Genomic DNA, 17,093 nt, shown 5'->3' with positions numbered 1-17,093 from the left:
AATACCTTACTAGTAGATAAGGCAAGCTTTTTCCTTATTTCGTGTAAGGGATACCCAGTTTCCAATGAATGCCTCGAAATGTAGGGCCTCACTTCAATACGTCGCTTTTCTCGATCGGTACCCTCCACTAATCATCGCTTTTTCTTAAGGGGGAGGGGTTCCATACTGATGTTCAGACCGGCCAGGGAATCCCGCCCACACAGCCCGGCTCCTCTCCCTTCGCAACACCAGCTCCGACTGAACCGTTGCGTGTTTCCAACTAGGAGTACAAATGACTGAAAACTCAACAACCCGGGTCCAGCTTGTCCAGCCGGAAGACCTCGCAGATGAAGCTGTTGCCTTGGTCCGTCATTGGTTGGCCGAAGGGGCCAAGATTCCGGTGGATGCCTCCGCGGCTCAACTGGCTGGTGTTTTGAAAGACCCTAACGGCCTTGAATTCACTGTTGGCTTTGTCGACGGGGTGGTACGCCCGGAGGACTTGAGCGTGGCGGCCCGGAACCTGAAGGCCATTGCTCCGAAGGTTCCATCGTTTCTGCCGTGGTACATGAAATCAGCTGTGGCCGTTGGCGGCTCCCTTGCGCCGCTGATGCCCGGCGTCGTTATTCCGGTCGCACGTAAGGTGCTCCGGGAGATGGTGGGGCATCTGATTGTGGATGCAACGGATGAAAAGCTCGGCCGTTCGATCGCCAAGGTCAGGAAGGATGGGATCCGCCTGAACGTCAACCTTCTGGGTGAAGCCATCCTCGGCGAAGGCGAGGCGTCCCGCAGGCTGGAGGGAACACGGAAGCTGCTTGCGCGCGAGGATGTGGACTACGTATCCATCAAAGTCTCCTCTACCGTCGCCCCCCACAACCACTGGGCTTTCGACGAAGCAGTGGAGCACATCGTGGAAAAGCTGGCCCCGCTTTATCGACTGGCTGCGACCACTAAACCGCGAAAGTTCATCAACCTCGATATGGAGGAGTACAAAGACCTTGGTCTGACTATCGCTGTGTTCACCAAGCTGCTGGAGCGTCCGGAATTCCGCGAACTTGAAGCCGGCATCGTCCTCCAGGCCTATCTTCCGGACGCTCTCGCGGCGATGATCGACCTGCAGGAGTGGGCTGCCAAGCGCTCAGCGAGCGGTGGAGCTCCCGTTAAGGTCCGGGTGGTCAAGGGTGCGAACCTTCCCATGGAACAGGTTGACGCCGACCTCCATGGCTGGCCTCTGGCCACATGGGGAACCAAACAGGGTTCGGACACTTCTTACAAAGCGGTCCTGGACTACTCGCTGACCAAGGAGCGAATCGCAAACGTCAAGATCGGCGTTGCCGGGCACAACCTCTTTGACGTGGCACTGGCGCACCTGCTGGCCAAATCCCGGGACGTTACCTCAGGTCTCGAGTTCGAAATGCTCCTGGGCATGGCGACCGGACAAGCAGAAGCCGTCAAGCGGGACGTAAAATCCTTGCTGCTCTATACCCCTGTCGTGCATCCCAGCGAATTCGACGTGGCTATCGCCTACCTCATCCGCCGCCTTGAAGAGGGCGCAAGCCAGGAAAACTTCATGTCCGCCGTCTTCGAACTGGACAAGAATGAAGGCTTGTTCGAGCGCGAAAAGCAGCGATTCCTGGCCTCCTTGGATTCTTTGGCCCGGCTCAGAAACACCGTCCCGGGACCCAACCGCGTCCAGGACCGTACCCGTTTCAACGCTCAAGAAAAACTCGCGGAAGAGACCGGGCGGGCATCTTTGGAAATGGGAGGCTCCGGACACGGCGGGCCAACGGCAAGCTTCGAGAACACTCCTGATACGGACCCCGACCTGCCGGCCAACAGGACCTGGGGCCGAGCAATTCTCGAACGCGTGCCTGCTTCAAACCTTGGCCGGGCGACGGCCGATACCTTTGAACTGCATTCCAAGGACGCTCTCGAAAGCGTCATCCGCACCGCAACGTCCCACGGGACAAAATGGGGCGCACTCACTGGCGCCGAGCGAGCGGCTGTACTCCATCGTGCCGGCGTACGCCTGGAAGCCCGCCGCGCGCAGCTGCTCGAGGTCATGGCCTCTGAATGCGGCAAGACCCTTGAACAAGGTGATCCGGAAGTTTCGGAAGCCATCGACTTCGCCCACTATTACGCCGAACTGGCCAAAGAGCTGGACACCGTTGATGGTGCGCAATTCGTCCCGTCAAAACTGACGGTTGTCACCCCGCCCTGGAACTTCCCGGTGGCTATCCCGGCCGGTTCCGCACTGGCGGCGCTGGCGGCCGGTTCCGCTGTCATCATCAAGCCCGCCCGGCAGGCACGCCGCTGCGGCGCGGTCATGGTCGAAGCCCTCTGGGAGGCCTTCGACGAAGCAGGGATCGACCGGGACGTCCTGCAATACGTTCAGCTCGCAAAACGGGACCTGGGCGCACAACTCGTCTCCCATCCGTCCGTTGACCGGCTCATCCTCACCGGCGGTTACGAGACTGCTGAACTGTTCCGATCCTTCCGCAAGGATCTGCCGTTATTGGCGGAGACCAGCGGCAAGAACGCCATCATCGTTACCCCGAGCGCGGATCTGGACCTTGCGGCCAGGGACGTCGTTCAGTCCGCTTTCGGCCATGCCGGCCAGAAGTGCTCGGCCGCTTCCCTGGTCATTCTCGTCGGATCCGTGGCCGCCTCCCGCCGTTTCAACCAGCAGCTCATCGATGCCGCCCGCTCACTCAAGGTCGGCTACCCGGTGGATCCGCAAACTCAAATGGGCCCCATCATCGAACCAGCCAACGGCAAGTTGCTCCATGGCCTCACAAACCTGGGCCCCGGGGAAAACTGGGTTCTTGAACCCCGCAGACTCGATGACAGCGGCAAGCTCTGGAGCCCTGGCGTCCGGGCAGGTGTGAAGCGGGGAAGCGAATATCACAAGACTGAGTACTTCGGACCCATCCTGGGGGTCATGACCGCTGAAACCCTGGAAGAAGCGGTCGGCATCGTCAACGACATCGACTATGGCCTCACCTCCGGGCTGCACTCTCTGGACCCGGCTGAGCTGAAGTACTGGCTGGAGAACATCCAGGCCGGCAACCTCTACATCAACCGCGGCATCACTGGTGCCATCGTTCGGCGCCAGCCCTTTGGTGGATGGAAGAAGTCGGCTGTCGGCGCCGGCACCAAGGCCGGGGGACCGAACTACCTGGTCGGACTCGGATCGTGGAAGGACGCACCAATCCAGGGCCCGGGTTCCGGACACTTGCCCCCACACGCCACACAGATCCTTGGCGCAGCGAAGACCCTTACCGCGGCAGGGGCCCTTGCCGGCTCGGATGTTTCGTGGCTGCAGTCAGCCTTGCACTCGGACGCGGAAGTCCGGAGCACGGACTTCGGTATCGCAAGGGACGTTTCCGGACTGCAGGCCGAACGGAACGTCTTCCGCTACAAGCCAGTCCCCGTCACTGTCCGTTTCGAGGGACCTACGTCGGGACACGGATTGGCAGAGGTGCTGCGCGTCGCCTCGGCCGGAGTCACGGCTTGGAACGGCACCGCACCACGTGAATCCATCACCATCAGCAGCAACAATTCGCTACCCATGATGGTGACGAAAGTCCTCCATGATGCAGGAGTCGTCGTCGTCACCGAAGACGAGCACGCCTGGGCAGGGCGCCTCAAGACCTACGCTGCCAAGAACGGACCGGACGCCGGCGCCCGAATCCGTCTGATCGGAGCGTCATCACAGGCCGCGGGCGCAGCGCTGGACGGCAAGCCCGATGTAGCCCTCTACGCCAACGACGTTGTCGCTGCCGGACGTGTCGAGTTGCTGACATTCCTTCAGGAACAGGCTGTCTCCATTACCGCGCACAGGTTCGGCACGCCCAACCACCTTTCCGACACGCTGATCTGATCGCAGCAGTGGTTGGCCCGTGCGGAAACTCCTGGGCGGGCCGACCTTGGCGGCACCAGCGCCCCGTTCGGGAAGATCCCCGAACTGCCCATTTTCAACTACCCATGATTAGCCCCTTCGAGGAGAAGCGGATGACACCCAGAATCAGGCCCCTGGCACGTAGCTTAAAGACCGGCTTCTTGAGCCTCAGCGCATCAACAGGCAGCCACTGCCCCCAGAGCGGTGCCTGGTCCCCGGCTGAGTGTCCCTCAAGGCAGAGGACGGTCAGCGAAGGTGAGCTGATGCCGGCGCATGAGGGCGAGACCGTTCTGTGGGTCTATGCGGGACCAGCCCAGGAATCCGTGAATGACGATCAGGTAGCGGCGACCGTACGCAGGGACGCTAAGAACCAGGAGAATCCATGATGCGCGCCTATTCTGTGGCAACCTTGGTGGCCATTGCAGCTGGCATCGTTTGCATCATCACGGCGCAGTCGACTTTAGTTCTGGCAGTGGGATTGGGATTACTGACCTTCGGCGCTGGAGCCTTCACGGCGGCACTCATGACCGGAGTTGATCAATAGGGCGCGGACCTTGTGCCGCAGACTTTGGCGCAGATACCGAACGTGCATGGCCGGGGGCGGTTACGGGGACAGGGCCAACGGCTGCTGACTTGCCCGGGCGGCCTGGCGGATACCGTCGAGGACCATTGCCTCGGATTCGTTCAGGTACCTCATGAGAAGTGCGTCGGCTTCATCCCGCTGACCGGAGAGGATTCTGTCGGCGATCTCCCGGTCTCGTGCAGACCACTGACGCTGGAAGCGGCGCTCATCGGGCATGAAGGCAAACGCGAGACGAAGCTGGGCAACCAGGTTCTCGAAGAATGCATTCACACGGGTTGAGTTGGCGAGCTGAACGAGGGCTTGATGGAAGGCCAAGCTCGATGTACCGGCATCGTTCCAGTTTCGCTCGATGATGAAACGCTCAGTCGCGTTTGCGACGGCGTCCAGATGCGCCAATTGTTCTTCGGTTGCCCGGGCACTCTGGATGACGGCGGCGCCCTCCACCAGGCGGCGGGCGGTGTAGATATCCCGCACGTCCTCGACCTCCAGGCTCCGGACCGAACTGCCCGCATTGCGGATGCTTGCCACCAGCCCGTCGGCGGTCAGCAACCGCAGAGCATCCCGGACAGTATTTCGGGAGACCCCATAACGATCTGCGAGCGATGAATCCACCAGCCGTTCACCCGGGACAAGGCGTCCTTCGGTAATTTCCCGACGCAGGTCAGATTGCACAAACTCCGCTGCTGAAAGGGGTGAGCGGTCAGGCGCCTCGCTTATGGTCATATCGAAATACTAGAGACTGTTCAACAATCAGGCAACCACGAAATCGAGAATCAGACCGCGAAAAGCAGGCCAAAACTAAGATCAGGTTTGCTCAGCGATACCTTACGCCCTACACCTTGACGCGATCGTTGAACAATCGCTATAGTCTGGTTATGACCTGCTTCACAAACCCAAAGGGTCGCTGGCGAGATGGTGTGTTTGAACAGAGCCTCCGCTCTTTGGGTGACGAATGAACGTCCCCGCTCTGCCGACCGCACGGTCATAGGGCATGGTGCCCGGCGCGCAGCACGGGTCCGCGGACACGGACCTCTCCGAAACAGCCACCTGCCTTAGTCAAGGCCACGAATGAAGGAACCCGGAACGATGAACCAAACGTCACTGGCCACCTCTCAGGGAGTGAGCGCACCCCAGGGAGGGATCGCCCCGGCAGCTGTGCAGCGTGCGGAGACTCTCCACAGGACGTCGATTATCGTGGACGGCACCTGCCCGGGGGATCACTGGAGCGAAAATTTCGATCAGTGGATCACCGGCGGGGCCACCTGTTGCGTGGTAACTGTCGCCTCCACCGAATCTGCCCGAGAGACCATGAAGAGCATCGGCGGCTTCTATAAGCTGCTCAGGGAAAACAGCGACCGTCTTGTATTGGCCACAACGACTTCGGAGATCCGTCAGGCAAAAACTGACGGAAAACTAGCGGTCGTCATGCAGTTCCAAGGCACTCACCCCATTGAGTACGACTACAACCTTGTCGAGCTGTACGGACGACTCGGTGTCCGGATTGTGCAGCTGACATACAACCAACGCAGTGCCGTGGGCGATGGCTGCGAGGAACCCGGAAACGCAGGCTTGAGCGAGTTCGGCCACAAAGTAGTCGAAGAGCTCAACCGCCTGGGCATCGCAGTGGACCTTGCGCACACGGGGGTGCAGACATCCCTGGACGCGATCGAGGCCTCCGCTTCACCGTGCATTGTTTCGCACTCCAACTGCAGCAGTGTGCACACGAGCAAACGGAATCTTTCAGATGAGCTGATCCGGGCCGTCACAGGAAACGGCGGAGTGATAGGGCTTAACGGCTTTCCAGCCTTCGTCCGGGACGCAGAAGCACCGACTCTGGACGACCTGATCGACCACATGGTCCACATTGACTCACTCGCAGGCCCGGGACATGTGGGCTTGGGCCTTGACTATTACCAGTGCGGAATCGTCCAGTACGAGCAGTTCATCTCTGATGGGTTGTGGCACCCCGGTAACTACCCACCGCCCCCGTGGAACTTCCCGGCAGGCATCGAAGATCCCTCAACTCTGCATCGACTCACGGACCGCCTTGTCGAACGTGGCTACACCGATGAGGAGATTAAAGGGGTCCTCGGTGAGAACTGGATGCGTATTTTCGACAAGATCTGGTCCAAAGCGTGAACAAGCCCAACCCAACGACAGAGGTGTTCAGCATGACAAAAGAAGATGGAATCCTTGCCCCCGAGGGAAGCGACTCCAGGAGGTTATGGGCGGCAGCAAGTTTTACCCGGCGCCAACTTCTCCTTGGAGCCGGCGGTCTGGGCGCTGCCGCGGCTCTGGCCGCATGCAGCCCCGGCGGGACATCAACTAGTCCCACTGGCGGTGCCAGTGGGACACCCAAGCGCGGAGGGAATTTCCGGGTTGGCGTGATCGGCGGCGGATCCAAGGACATATTCGACGGCCAAAATTTCGTGGTGTTCCCTGATGCGCCCCGGTTGATGACTGCCTTCGAAACACTCCTGACACGGGACGAAAACTTCCGGCTGTCCAACGACGGCCTTGCCGAAAGCGTCGTGGCAGACACTCCCACCCAGTACACGATCAAGCTGCGTCAGGGCGTCCAATTCCATAACGGCAAGACGATGACCGCCGACGACGTCATTTACTCACTGCAGCGGATCGGCGGAGACAAAACCCTGCGGGGCCACACAGCGACCGCCACCTGGGACATCACTGGCATCACCAAGACCGATGACTACACCGTTCGTCTACCGCTGAAAACGGCAGACTCCACGGTCCCCGACACCTTGGCCGCGTACTACTTTGGCATCGTCCCCGTGGACTACAAGGCATTCTCCGGAGATCCTTCGACGCAAATCGGAACCGGCCCCTACAAGCTCAAGAGCTTCACCCCCGGCCAGGAAAGCGTCCATGAACGCAATCCGAACTACTGGCGGGAGGGCCAGCCCTACTTCGACACCGTCACGATTACCGACTTCTCGGATGCAACCGCGCAGGTAAACGCACTCCTGGCCGGACAGATCGACGCAGCGACGGACTTGCCGGCGGCACAGGTTTCCGCAGTTCAGGCCAGCGGCAAGCAGGTTCTCGAATCGCAGACGGGCTGGTGGGTCGGCCTGTCCATGGCGACGACCATGGCACCGTTTGATGACAACAGGGTCCGAGAGGCATTCCGGCTGATCGTCGATCGCCAGTCCATGCTCGACCAGGTCGCCTCCGGCAAGGGGCAGATCGGCAACGACGTCTATGGCCGCTACGACGCCGCATATTTCGCTAAGCTGCCCCAGCGCCAGCGCGACATCGAGAAGGCCAAGTCTCTGCTCAAGGATGCCGGCAAAGAGAACCTAACGGTTGACCTTTACACGGCGGACCTGACCGACGGCATGGTCTCCATGGCAACAGTGTTTGCCCGGCAGGCGAAAGACGCCGGAGTCACCGTCAACGTCAAGACCCTCCCCAGCGACAAGTTCTACTCTGACGAGTACTACCTCAAGGTGCCCTTCTCATCGGTGTACTGGGCCGGGCGCCCGTACCTGGACCAGGTCAAGCTGTCCGGGCTGTCCAACTCCCTGTACCCGGAAACCCAGTGGGCAAAGAGCGATAAGGGACCCGAATTCGAGAAACTCTACAACCAGGCGCTCGAAACAACAGACGAAGCCCAGCGCACTGAGGTTCAGCACAAGATGCAGCAGCTCGAGTATGACAACGGCGGCTACATCATTCCGTACTTCCCGAGCAAGTTTGACGGCCATACCCCCACTTTGCAGGGATTGACGCAGGCCAAAACCACCCTGGGCCTGAACAACTATGGCTATGGTTTCCGAACCATTTGGCTCGCCTAAGGAGGAAGATCATTCATGACCTGGTTTAGGCACGGCGGTATCCCCGCCTTCATCCTGCGGAGAGTGCTGCTCGGCATTCTGGTGCTTGCACTTGTCTCGGTGCTTGTTTTCGTGGCGACGCAGGCGCTGGGCGACCCAGCCAAAGCGCTCCTTGGCCGGGACGCGACGCCGGAGCGGCTGGCAGCCCTGCGGCAGGAACTCAACCTCGATGTCTCTCCGTTCGAGCAGTACTTGAACTGGGCAGGGGGCCTGCTGCAGGGATCACTCGGAGATTCGCTGACAAGCCAAAAGCCGGTAGCCGAGCTGCTCTCCGGGAGGCTGATAAATTCCGCGGTCCTGGTGCTCTGCGCGGCGCTGGTCGCCATCCCTCTGTCCATTGCCGTGGGCTCGTGGGCGGCTCTGCGTCGTGAGAAGCTTGTCGACACGATCAGTTCAAACCTGATGCTCGTCTTCGCTTCCCTGCCTGACTTCGTGGTTGCCGTGCTGTTGGTCATCTTCTTTTCCACCACTGTCTTCCACGTCCTCCCGGCTATCAGCCCCGTGCCGCCAGGACAGCTTCCGTGGAACAATCCAGCGATCCTCGTCCTGCCGACGCTCACGCTCGTCATGACTGTCGTTCCCTACATTGCACGCAATATGAGGGTCTCCATGATCGAGGTACTCGAAAGCGATTTCGTGGAGATGGCCAGGCTCAAGGGACTCTCTGAGCGGATCGTCCTTGTCCGCCACGCGCTGCCCAATGCGATCGGGCCAGCCTTCCAATCGATCGCACTGAGCCTGGCATACCTGGCAGGCGGCATTGTTGTAGTTGAATACGCCTTCAATTACCCAGGCATTGGAGGCGCCCTGCAGGATGCAGTGGCGAACCACGACGTTCCGGTCGTCCAGGCACTCGCCATGCTGATCGCGGCCGTCTACGTGGTCGTGAATCTGATGGCTGACGTAGCCACAATTCTTGTTACTCCGCGCTTAAGGACACGTCTGTGAGCACCACCGAAGAAGCCATTGCTCGCCTTGAAGGCGCAGAGACGCCGACGCCGCCGGTAAAGTCCTCCACACTTCTGGCCCGGTCCTTGAGATTGTGGCGTACCAGAATCGGCTCACTTTTCGTGCTGGTGCTGGTAGCCGTTGCAATTATCGGCCCCTACGTCGCTCCGCACGACCCCAGCGATTTCGTCACCTTGCCCAATACCCCTCCCACGGCAGAAGCGGTGTTTGGAACGGACTACCTTGGCCAGGACGTACTAAGCCGTTTTCTGCACGGTGGACTCGACCTCATGGTCACGGCAGCGGTCTCGACAGCTCTCGGCCTCGTCCTCGGAATAGCCATCGGCCTCATCGCAGCTTATTCGCGCAACGCACTGGATGATGTCCTTATGCGCGGCATGGACGTCGTGATGGCATTCCCCCAGATCATGCTGGTGCTTCTGGCTGTCAGCCTCGTAGGACCACAGAAATGGGTTGTCATAGCTTCCATCGTGCTTACGACTGCCCCCCGCGTTGCCCGTGTGGCCCGCGGCGCAGCACTTCCTGTGATTGAACGCGATTTCGTTGCCGCCATGGAGACGATGGGGCAGTCCCGGACCCGGATCATGACAGATGAGCTGCTGCCCAACATCCTGGGCCCGATGATGGTGGAGGCAAGCCTGCGGCTGACGTACTCCATTGGCACCATCGCTGCATTGGCGTTCCTGGGGCTGACCTCTGACCCGAACGCCCCGAACTGGGGAACGATGATCCAACAGAACAGGATCGCCCTGTCCTTCCAGCCCTGGGGTGCGCTCCTTCCCATCATCGCCATCGCCCTGCTTACCCTGGGTACCGGCCTGATCGGCGACGGAATCGCACGCACCGCAGCAGGCATCGATCGAAAGCGTGAGAGCGCATGAACACTCAACAGCCGACATCGGCCGCAGCCAACAGCGCCGCCGTCCAGGTAAAAAACCTGTGTATCTCGACAACATCCGGTATCGAAGTCGTCAGCGACGTCTCATTCGACATCGCTGCCGGAGAAGTACTCGGAGTTGTTGGTGAGTCCGGCTCGGGCAAAACCACAGTCGGGCTGGCACTCCTTGGTCACACACGCAGCGGCCTTCGCATAACCGGAGGTTCTGTTTTGTTGGGCGGGCAAAACATCTTGGACCTCCAGGAGGGGCAGCTGCGACGGATGCGGGGTTCGGAGATCTCCTACGTCCCCCAGGACCCCGCATCGTCGCTTAACCCTGCCCTGCGCATCGGTGTCCAGCTAAGGGAAGTCCTGGAAGCTCACGGAAAGGGCAGCCGGCGCGACCACGACAAGCGCATAGCGGAAATGATGCGCGAAGTCGCGCTGCCGGATGACCCCAAGTATCTGGAGCGGTACCCGCACGAACTCTCCGGCGGCCAGCAGCAGCGGATTGGCCTGGCCATGGCATTTGCAAACCGGCCCCGGCTCATAGTCCTCGACGAACCCACCACCGGCCTGGACGTCACCACACAGGCAACAGTGCTCTCTACAGTTCGGGAACTCGCTGCAGCTCATGGAGTGGCGGCACTTTATGTAAGCCACGATCTGGCGGTGGTCGCGGCCCTGGCCCGGCGGGTCGCGGTGATGTACGCCGGTCGAATCGCGGAGCTTGGGCCGGCGGAGAACCTTTTCAACTCATCAGCGCACCCTTATACCCGCCGACTGGTGGCCGCCATCCCACGATTGAGTGGCGGCAGGGCTCTGGTTGGCATCCCAGGACACGCACCATCACCAGGACAGCGTCCACCGGGTTGTCCTTTCGCCCCGCGGTGCTCCATGCACGTGCCGGCCTGCGACGAAGACGTTCCTCCCTTGGTGAGTGTCGGAACAGGGCACAGCGCCCGATGCATCCGTGCACAAGAGGTGGTCAAGCAGGTTTCAACGAGTGCTGGTGACCGTGTCGACACTCTCGGTACGGATGGGAGCGAAGCGGTACTGACCCTCCGCAACCTGGTAGCCCGATACGGCAAGGCCGAAGTACTCCACTCGATCAACCTGACGCTGGGCAAGCGCGAGTGTTTGGCCGTCGTCGGTGAATCAGGCTCCGGCAAGACCACCACCGCCCGCTCCATCGCCGGTCTTCACCACAACTGGACAGGCAGCGTCCTGCTGGGAGATCAGGAGCTGGAAACGGCGGCCCGCGCCCGAAGTAAAGAGTCGCGCCGGCAGATCCAGTACATCTTCCAGAACCCCTACGGATCACTAAATCCACGTAAGACAGTGGGCGACTCCGTGGGCCAGCCGCTACGGGTCTTTAACATCGCGAAGGGCCGCGAAGCTCAGGACCGTGTGGCAGAGATGCTCGAGCAAGTGTCGCTGTCCTCGAGCTACGCCAACCGATATCCCGATCAACTCTCCGGCGGTGAAAGGCAACGAGTCGCGATCGCACGCGCTCTTATTTCGTCTCCCTCGGTCCTGATCTGTGACGAAGTGACGTCGGCCCTTGATGTGAGCGTACAAGCGGCCATCGTCGAACTGCTGGGCCAGCTGCAGCACGAACTAGGCGTCTCCATGGTCTTCGTGACCCACAACCTTCCCCTGGTGCGCTCCATCGCGCAAAAAGTCGCCGTCCTCGCCGACGGAAACATTGTCGAATATGGCGACACAGCTCAGGTCCTTTCCGCCCCGCAACAGCCCTACACCCGCCAGCTGATAACCAACACACCATCGCTGGGAAGCACTTTCCGGGCCGCGGGGGTACAGGTCAGCTAGTCGACATCCGTCGCGGCATTCACAGATCACAAAGACCCAGGCCTGGCACTTCACCAGGCCTCCAGCCCAGGCACATCAACGCCTCGAAAACAAAGGAGTTACATGAACAACGCAACCGCTCTGACAGAGGCGGCGTACAAAGGACCTGCACTCAGCGTCGACAAAAACCTCTACGGCCGGATTGGTTCGGAAACCGACAGCCGGACCAAAGTGGAGTCATTCACCATTCCCATCCGCTCCGGTCAGGCCTGGAAGGTCCCTGCGGGACACGTCTGCCGGCTATTGACTGTCGACGGCCCGCAAGTAGCTGACCTGAACATCTGGAACCTCAACAACCCACGTGAACGCTTCTGGGCCGCAAGGACCCGGCAGCTGCAGGCTGCCCACGTCACCACGCTCGACCGTCTCTGGTCCAACCTGCCCTACCTGCGCCCACTGGCAACCATCACCGCCGACACCCTGGAAAACTATGGCGTCGACAGTGAGGGAGGACGTGTGCACGACACGTTGGGGACGCGATGCGATCCGTACGTCAACCGCATGCTGACCGGCGAGGACTTCGACTACCACTGTCACTCAAACCTGACGCGCGCAGTGCTTCCTTTCGGGCTTACCGAATTCGACGTCCATGACGTTCTGAACGTTTTTCAGTGCACCGGTCTGAACGACAAGGACCAGTATTTTATGAAGACCTGCCCGGCCAAAGTGGGGGACTACTTCGAGTTCTTCGCCGAGGTCGATCTGCTCGTGGCACTCTCCACGTGCCCCGGTGGCGACCTGTCAGTTCCCCTCTGGGGGCCCGGCGCACATGATCCCATCGAGGTGTGCCGCCCGATCGGGGTGGAAGTGTACAAAGTGGACGACTCCGTCTTGTCGGGCTGGAAATCCCCGGGCTTGCCTGAGTATGCCGGAATGCACGGACTGCACCCCCGATCATGGGAAGAGTCCTAACCCCAGAGGCCGACCGCGTCACGGACCTTTTCCACCAAGGCCTGACCAGACAGATTTCTTCTGGTTTACCTGCCCTGACAACGCTGTATAGAAGGCTCAGATGTCCGCGGAAGCGGGCTGTAGCCTGCTCGCAATTCCGTCTCTCATCGACCACGTAACGAACCACAAGTAACTTACGGAACAGGCATAGACAGTCCAAGGTGTGAGGTGTTACACATAAGGTGCAGACTCTTTGTGTCCTGCGCCTAAGCCTAAAAAGCGGCTATGGGCATACCCTCCCGGGCCTGATCGGCCGGTGGGAGCAAGAACTCTCATGGCCCCCGCCGGTTCCTGGCAGGGGAAGCCGTTCACCTGGGGCGGTCCGGTCCTAGAGCCGAGTCGGCCGGGAAATGGTGGGTCCTCATCGGTTGGCCACTGGTTTTAGCAACTGGTTCCGCTGGGGGGATTCGCCCGAATTACTGCAGTAAGTGCTGGCTTGAGTTCCCCGACATCGCCGAACACGACGGGGAAGGTGCGGACGAGTCCCGCAGCTGTGGCTAAGCATTCCCACAATTCACAGTTTCATCTGAAGGAGGCGTCAATTGAATCAACGAAGGAAGAAGCTCACCGGTCTAAGAACCGGAGCGGCAGTAGTGCTGACGGTTGGCATGTTTGCCATGACGGCATGCAGCACCACTAGCAGTGGTGGTAACAACGGAACAGCTACCGGTGGAAGCATCTCCGTTGCGATGTTTGAGCTCGACCACATCACCCCTGGTTGGGGAAACGGATACAACATCGATGTGGACAACGCCTTGTTCGCCCCACTCGTCGGATTTGACGCGGAAAACAAAGTAGAGCTCGTCCAGGCTGAAAGCATCACCACCACGGACAACAAGGTGTGGACCGTCAAAATCAAGCCTGGCTGGACCTTCCACAACGGAGAAGAAGTCACCGCGCAAAGCTACGTTGACGGCATCAACACCGCCGCCTATGGACCAAATGCCTGGGGCCAGAACTATCAGTTGGCTGGTGTGGAAGGTTACGAGGCCCTGAACCCCAAGACCGGTGAACCCACCAGTAAGACACTCTCCGGGCTTAAGGTCATCGACCCCCACACTTTCGAAGTGACGTTGAAGAGCCCTGACAGCCAGCTCAAAGTAGAGATGGCAATGACGGTCACGGCGTGGTCTCCTTTGCCGAAGGAAGCCCTCGCAGACCTGAAGGCGTACGACAAAGCCCCCATCGGTGACGGGCCCTTCCAAATGGACGGCACATGGGAAAGCACCACAAGCAGCGTCAAGGTCAAGGCCTATGACGGCTACAAGGGGACCAAGCCCAAAGTCAGCAACATAGAGTTCAAGATCTACACCAGTGCCGACACTGCATACACGGATCTGCTGGCCGGCAACGTCGACCTCAACGGCACCTACACGACGCTGCCCAGCAGCAAGCTCGGTCAGGTGAAGACCGACTTCGCTGACCGTGTCGTGACGTCCGACCAGGTCTACACCCAGTGGCTTGGATTCCCCATCGCGGATCCACGCTACTCGGATGTGCGGGTGCGTCAGGCTATTTCCATGGCGATCGACCGTGAAGCCATTACCTCCAAGATCTTTGGAGGCCTTTACACGCCCGCAAATGGTTTGTTGGCTCCAGGCACGCTTGGTGGTTCTCCGGACAGCTGCGGCGAGTACTGCAAGTACGACCCAGCCAAGGCCAAAGCCCTGCTGGAATCCGCTGGTGGATGGTCAGGTCCGATGGAAATCCAGTATCAGGCCGGCAAGGGCCTTGAGTCATACTTCCAGGCCGTTGCCAACGGGATTCGTCAGAACCTCGGGATCTCAGAGGTGAAACTTGTGGCATCGCCCACGGCCAGTGAATACCTCACTACCCTTACCGCCGGCGCAAAGGGTCCTTTCAGCGGTGGCTGGGCAGGACTTCCTACACCGCTTGATGTTCTCTCCGGAGTCTTCCAGAAGACCAGTGCCTACAACCCGCGATCCGGGTTCTACGGGACTGAGGCAGTGGACAACTTCATCGAACAGGCGAAAAGCGCCAAAACCGAGGAAGAGGCAACCGCACGATTCCATGATGCAGACGCCCAAATCATGAAGGACTTCCCCGTGGCCCCTATGTACAACATCTCCCAGGTCAACGCATACAGCGACCGCATCCAGAAGCCCACGATCACGCTGTCCGGGCCGATGCTCGATCAGATCGCCCTCAAGTAGCAGCCGGTGTGGGTTGGCGGGGCAAAATCCTGCCAACCCACACTGCCCTGATTACTACCTAGCTCTATCTATTTGCAGGAGGTGACTCAATGGGACGATATACCGTCCGCAGACTCATCCAAATGGTGTTCGTGTTCTTCGGCGTGACACTCATAATCTACGCCGCGGTCTGGGCGTTACCCGGAGACCCAATTCGTGCCCTAAGCGGCAATCGCCCCATGTCCGAAAGCACCATCAACTCATTGCGGGAGCAATTCCACCTCAATGATCCGTTTTACATGCAGTACTTCACCTATGTCGGAAACCTTATGCGCGGGGACCTAGGGACGGACTTCAACGGCCGGTCCGTTGCCCAACAGATGGGGTCGCGGTGGCCGGTCACCATCAACCTGGCCTTGACGGCTTTGCTCTTTGAAGCAGTCATCGGCATAGCCTTGGGCACCATTGCCGCGGTCCGCGGCAAAATCACTGACTACGTCATCTTGTTCTTCAGCATTGGGATCATCTCCCTGCCTGTCTTCGTACTGGCGTACATGGGGCAGATTCTTCTGGGCGTTAAGGCGGGAATCTTCCCCGTCTCCGGTATCGGCAATGGTTGGATGAGTTACATCCTGCCTGGTTTCATCCTTGCCACCACCGGTATGGCCTCCGTCGCCCGTCTTGTCCGATCCAGTGTGCTCGAGAACCTGAAGGCAGACTATACGCGCACAGCCCATGCCAAGGGCTTGTCCAACTTCCGCGTCCTGACCCGCCACGTGCTGCGCAACTCACTTGTCCCCGCCGTGACGTTCCTTGCCATCGACCTGGGGTACCTGATGGGCGGGGCAATCGTCATCGAGGGTGTGTTCAACCTGCCGGGCATCGGCCAGCTCCTGTTCAGAGCAACCGCCGCCCAGGAAGGCGCTGTTGTTGTCGGCGTGGCAAGTCTGCTCGTTCTCATCTTCCTGTTGACGAACCTCCTGGTGGACCTGCTGTACGGCGTACTAGACCCAAGGATCAGATATGAGTGAACAAGTCCTAAGCGACAATCCCACGGTCCTTCTGGACGTAACGCCCAAGGACGACCACGCACAGTCGAGCCTGGCCCGCGACGCCTGGAACGACATGCGCCGCAACCCGGTTTTCCTGATCTCAGCAACCATCGTGGTCATCATGCTGATCATGGCGGCCTGGCCTGCACTCTTTGCCGGCTTGTTCGGCTCCGGAGATCCGCGCCAATGCGACTTGGCGACGAGCAACAATGGGCCTGCCCCCGGACACCCGTTCGGCTTCGACACCCAAGGCTGCGATGTCTACGCCAATGTCGTCCACGGCGCCAGCGCATCAATCAGCGTGGGGCTCTTGGTGACTCTTTTCTGCTTCATCCTGGCGGTCATTCTCGGATCTTTGTCCGGCTTCTTCGGCGGATGGTATGACGCAGTAATCTCCCGAATCAGCGACGTCTTCTTCGGCTTCCCGTTCCTTCTTGGTGCGCTCATCCTGCTCACCAGCTTCTCCGAACGCAGCATTTGGACGGTGTCTTTCGTTCTGGCACTTCTTGGGTGGCCCACGCTGGCCAGGCTTATGCGCTCAACGGTCAAATCTGTGGTCGACGTTGACTATGTTCTTGCCGCGCGCGGTCTGGGGGCCAGCAACTGGAGGATCATCACCCGCCATATTCTTCCCAACGCAGTAACCCCGGTCATCGTGTTATCCACACTGAATATTGGGGCCTTCATCGTCGCTGAGGCGACACTGACCTTCCTTGGTGTCGGACTGCAGTACCCGGCCATCTCGTGGGGGCTGCAGCTATCAGCAGCCCAGTCACTTTTCACAGTGAGCCCCCACTTGCTGATATTTCCCTCGCTGTTTCTCGGCATCACAGTCCTGAGCTTTGTTCTGCTCGGCGACGTCGTCCGGGACGCATTCGATCCGAAACTTAGGTAACCCC

The 17,093-nt window shown here is 59.9% G+C and carries 13 protein-coding genes; 12 read left to right on the top strand and 1 reads right to left on the bottom strand.

Annotation, left to right across the window (positions count from 1 at the left end):
* Window positions 1-271: 271 nt before the first annotated feature.
* From ACTAQJ_RS14825 to ACTAQJ_RS14815, 3 genes are all read left to right on the top strand, one after another.
* Window positions 272-3,859 (top strand): proline dehydrogenase family protein, encoded by a 3,588-nt coding sequence (locus ACTAQJ_RS14825; protein ID WP_498697198.1) that lies wholly within the window; start codon window positions 272-274, stop codon window positions 3,857-3,859.
* A gap of 281 nt (window positions 3,860-4,140) precedes the next feature.
* Window positions 4,141-4,263, top strand: a complete 123-nt coding sequence (locus tag ACTAQJ_RS14820) for a hypothetical protein (protein ID WP_498697196.1) — start codon at window positions 4,141-4,143, stop codon at window positions 4,261-4,263.
* Window positions 4,260-4,421 carry a hypothetical protein gene (locus ACTAQJ_RS14815; RefSeq protein ID WP_498697194.1) on the top strand — a complete coding sequence of 54 codons (162 nt, stop codon included), beginning with the start codon at window positions 4,260-4,262 and terminating at the stop codon, window positions 4,419-4,421. The genes ACTAQJ_RS14820 and ACTAQJ_RS14815 overlap by 4 nt, the downstream gene beginning before the upstream one ends.
* A gap of 60 nt (window positions 4,422-4,481) precedes the next feature.
* Here ACTAQJ_RS14815 and ACTAQJ_RS14810 read toward each other — a convergent pair whose 3' ends face one another.
* Window positions 4,482-5,183, bottom strand: a complete 702-nt coding sequence (locus tag ACTAQJ_RS14810; protein WP_498697192.1) for a GntR family transcriptional regulator — start codon at window positions 5,181-5,183, stop codon at window positions 4,482-4,484.
* Between the two features lie 363 nt (window positions 5,184-5,546).
* Here ACTAQJ_RS14810 and ACTAQJ_RS14805 point away from each other — a divergent pair, with 363 nt between their 5' ends.
* The 9 genes from ACTAQJ_RS14805 (at window position 5,547) to ACTAQJ_RS14765 (ending at window position 17,089) form a co-directional block, all read left to right on the top strand.
* Window positions 5,547-6,599: a dipeptidase gene (locus tag ACTAQJ_RS14805; RefSeq protein WP_498697190.1), complete on the top strand. Its 1,053-nt coding sequence runs from the start codon at window positions 5,547-5,549 to the stop codon at window positions 6,597-6,599.
* A gap of 32 nt (window positions 6,600-6,631) precedes the next feature.
* A complete protein-coding gene (locus ACTAQJ_RS14800; RefSeq protein ID WP_498697189.1) occupies window positions 6,632-8,281 on the top strand; it encodes an ABC transporter substrate-binding protein in 1,650 nt (549 codons plus the stop codon).
* 15 nt (window positions 8,282-8,296) lie between these two features.
* On the top strand, window positions 8,297-9,268 hold the full coding sequence (locus tag ACTAQJ_RS14795) for an ABC transporter permease (RefSeq protein ID WP_498697186.1): 972 nt from the start codon (window positions 8,297-8,299) through the stop codon (window positions 9,266-9,268).
* Window positions 9,265-10,170 (top strand): ABC transporter permease, encoded by a 906-nt coding sequence (locus ACTAQJ_RS14790; RefSeq protein WP_498697185.1) that lies wholly within the window; start codon window positions 9,265-9,267, stop codon window positions 10,168-10,170. The genes ACTAQJ_RS14795 and ACTAQJ_RS14790 overlap by 4 nt, the downstream gene beginning before the upstream one ends.
* On the top strand, window positions 10,167-11,999 hold the full coding sequence (locus ACTAQJ_RS14785; protein WP_498697183.1) for a dipeptide ABC transporter ATP-binding protein: 1,833 nt from the start codon (window positions 10,167-10,169) through the stop codon (window positions 11,997-11,999). The genes ACTAQJ_RS14790 and ACTAQJ_RS14785 overlap by 4 nt, the downstream gene beginning before the upstream one ends.
* A gap of 102 nt (window positions 12,000-12,101) precedes the next feature.
* A complete protein-coding gene (locus tag ACTAQJ_RS14780; protein WP_498697181.1) occupies window positions 12,102-12,950 on the top strand; it encodes an urea carboxylase-associated family protein in 849 nt (282 codons plus the stop codon).
* Between the two features lie 581 nt (window positions 12,951-13,531).
* On the top strand, window positions 13,532-15,163 hold the full coding sequence (locus tag ACTAQJ_RS14775; protein WP_498697179.1) for a peptide ABC transporter substrate-binding protein: 1,632 nt from the start codon (window positions 13,532-13,534) through the stop codon (window positions 15,161-15,163).
* 89 nt (window positions 15,164-15,252) lie between these two features.
* Window positions 15,253-16,173: an ABC transporter permease gene (locus ACTAQJ_RS14770; protein WP_498697175.1), complete on the top strand. Its 921-nt coding sequence runs from the start codon at window positions 15,253-15,255 to the stop codon at window positions 16,171-16,173.
* Window positions 16,166-17,089 carry an ABC transporter permease gene (locus tag ACTAQJ_RS14765; protein WP_498697172.1) on the top strand — a complete coding sequence of 308 codons (924 nt, stop codon included), beginning with the start codon at window positions 16,166-16,168 and terminating at the stop codon, window positions 17,087-17,089. Before ACTAQJ_RS14770 ends, ACTAQJ_RS14765 begins: the two co-directional genes overlap by 8 nt.
* Window positions 17,090-17,093: the final 4 nt, after the last annotated feature.

Source organism: Arthrobacter sp. alpha11c (assembly GCF_054149985.1).
The sequence above is the reverse complement of the archived record's forward strand: the minus strand, read 5'-3'. Positions and strand labels throughout refer to the sequence as shown.

What these genes read in the sequence shown, in the direction of transcription:
- ACTAQJ_RS14825 (WP_498697198.1), top strand. Translation starts at nt 272, where the DNA reads ATGACTGAAAACTCAACAACCCGGGTCCAGCTTGTCCAGCCGGAAGAC.
- ACTAQJ_RS14820 (WP_498697196.1), top strand. Translation starts at nt 4,141, where the DNA reads ATGCCGGCGCATGAGGGCGAGACCGTTCTGTGGGTCTATGCGGGACCA.
- ACTAQJ_RS14815 (WP_498697194.1), top strand. Translation starts at nt 4,260, where the DNA reads ATGATGCGCGCCTATTCTGTGGCAACCTTGGTGGCCATTGCAGCTGGC.
- ACTAQJ_RS14810 (WP_498697192.1), bottom strand. Translation starts at nt 5,183, where the DNA reads ATGACCATAAGCGAGGCGCCTGACCGCTCACCCCTTTCAGCAGCGGAG.
- ACTAQJ_RS14805 (WP_498697190.1), top strand. Translation starts at nt 5,547, where the DNA reads ATGAACCAAACGTCACTGGCCACCTCTCAGGGAGTGAGCGCACCCCAG.
- ACTAQJ_RS14800 (WP_498697189.1), top strand. Translation starts at nt 6,632, where the DNA reads ATGACAAAAGAAGATGGAATCCTTGCCCCCGAGGGAAGCGACTCCAGG.
- ACTAQJ_RS14795 (WP_498697186.1), top strand. Translation starts at nt 8,297, where the DNA reads ATGACCTGGTTTAGGCACGGCGGTATCCCCGCCTTCATCCTGCGGAGA.
- ACTAQJ_RS14785 (WP_498697183.1), top strand. Translation starts at nt 10,167, where the DNA reads ATGAACACTCAACAGCCGACATCGGCCGCAGCCAACAGCGCCGCCGTC.
- ACTAQJ_RS14780 (WP_498697181.1), top strand. Translation starts at nt 12,102, where the DNA reads ATGAACAACGCAACCGCTCTGACAGAGGCGGCGTACAAAGGACCTGCA.
- ACTAQJ_RS14770 (WP_498697175.1), top strand. Translation starts at nt 15,253, where the DNA reads ATGGGACGATATACCGTCCGCAGACTCATCCAAATGGTGTTCGTGTTC.
- ACTAQJ_RS14765 (WP_498697172.1), top strand. Translation starts at nt 16,166, where the DNA reads ATGAGTGAACAAGTCCTAAGCGACAATCCCACGGTCCTTCTGGACGTA.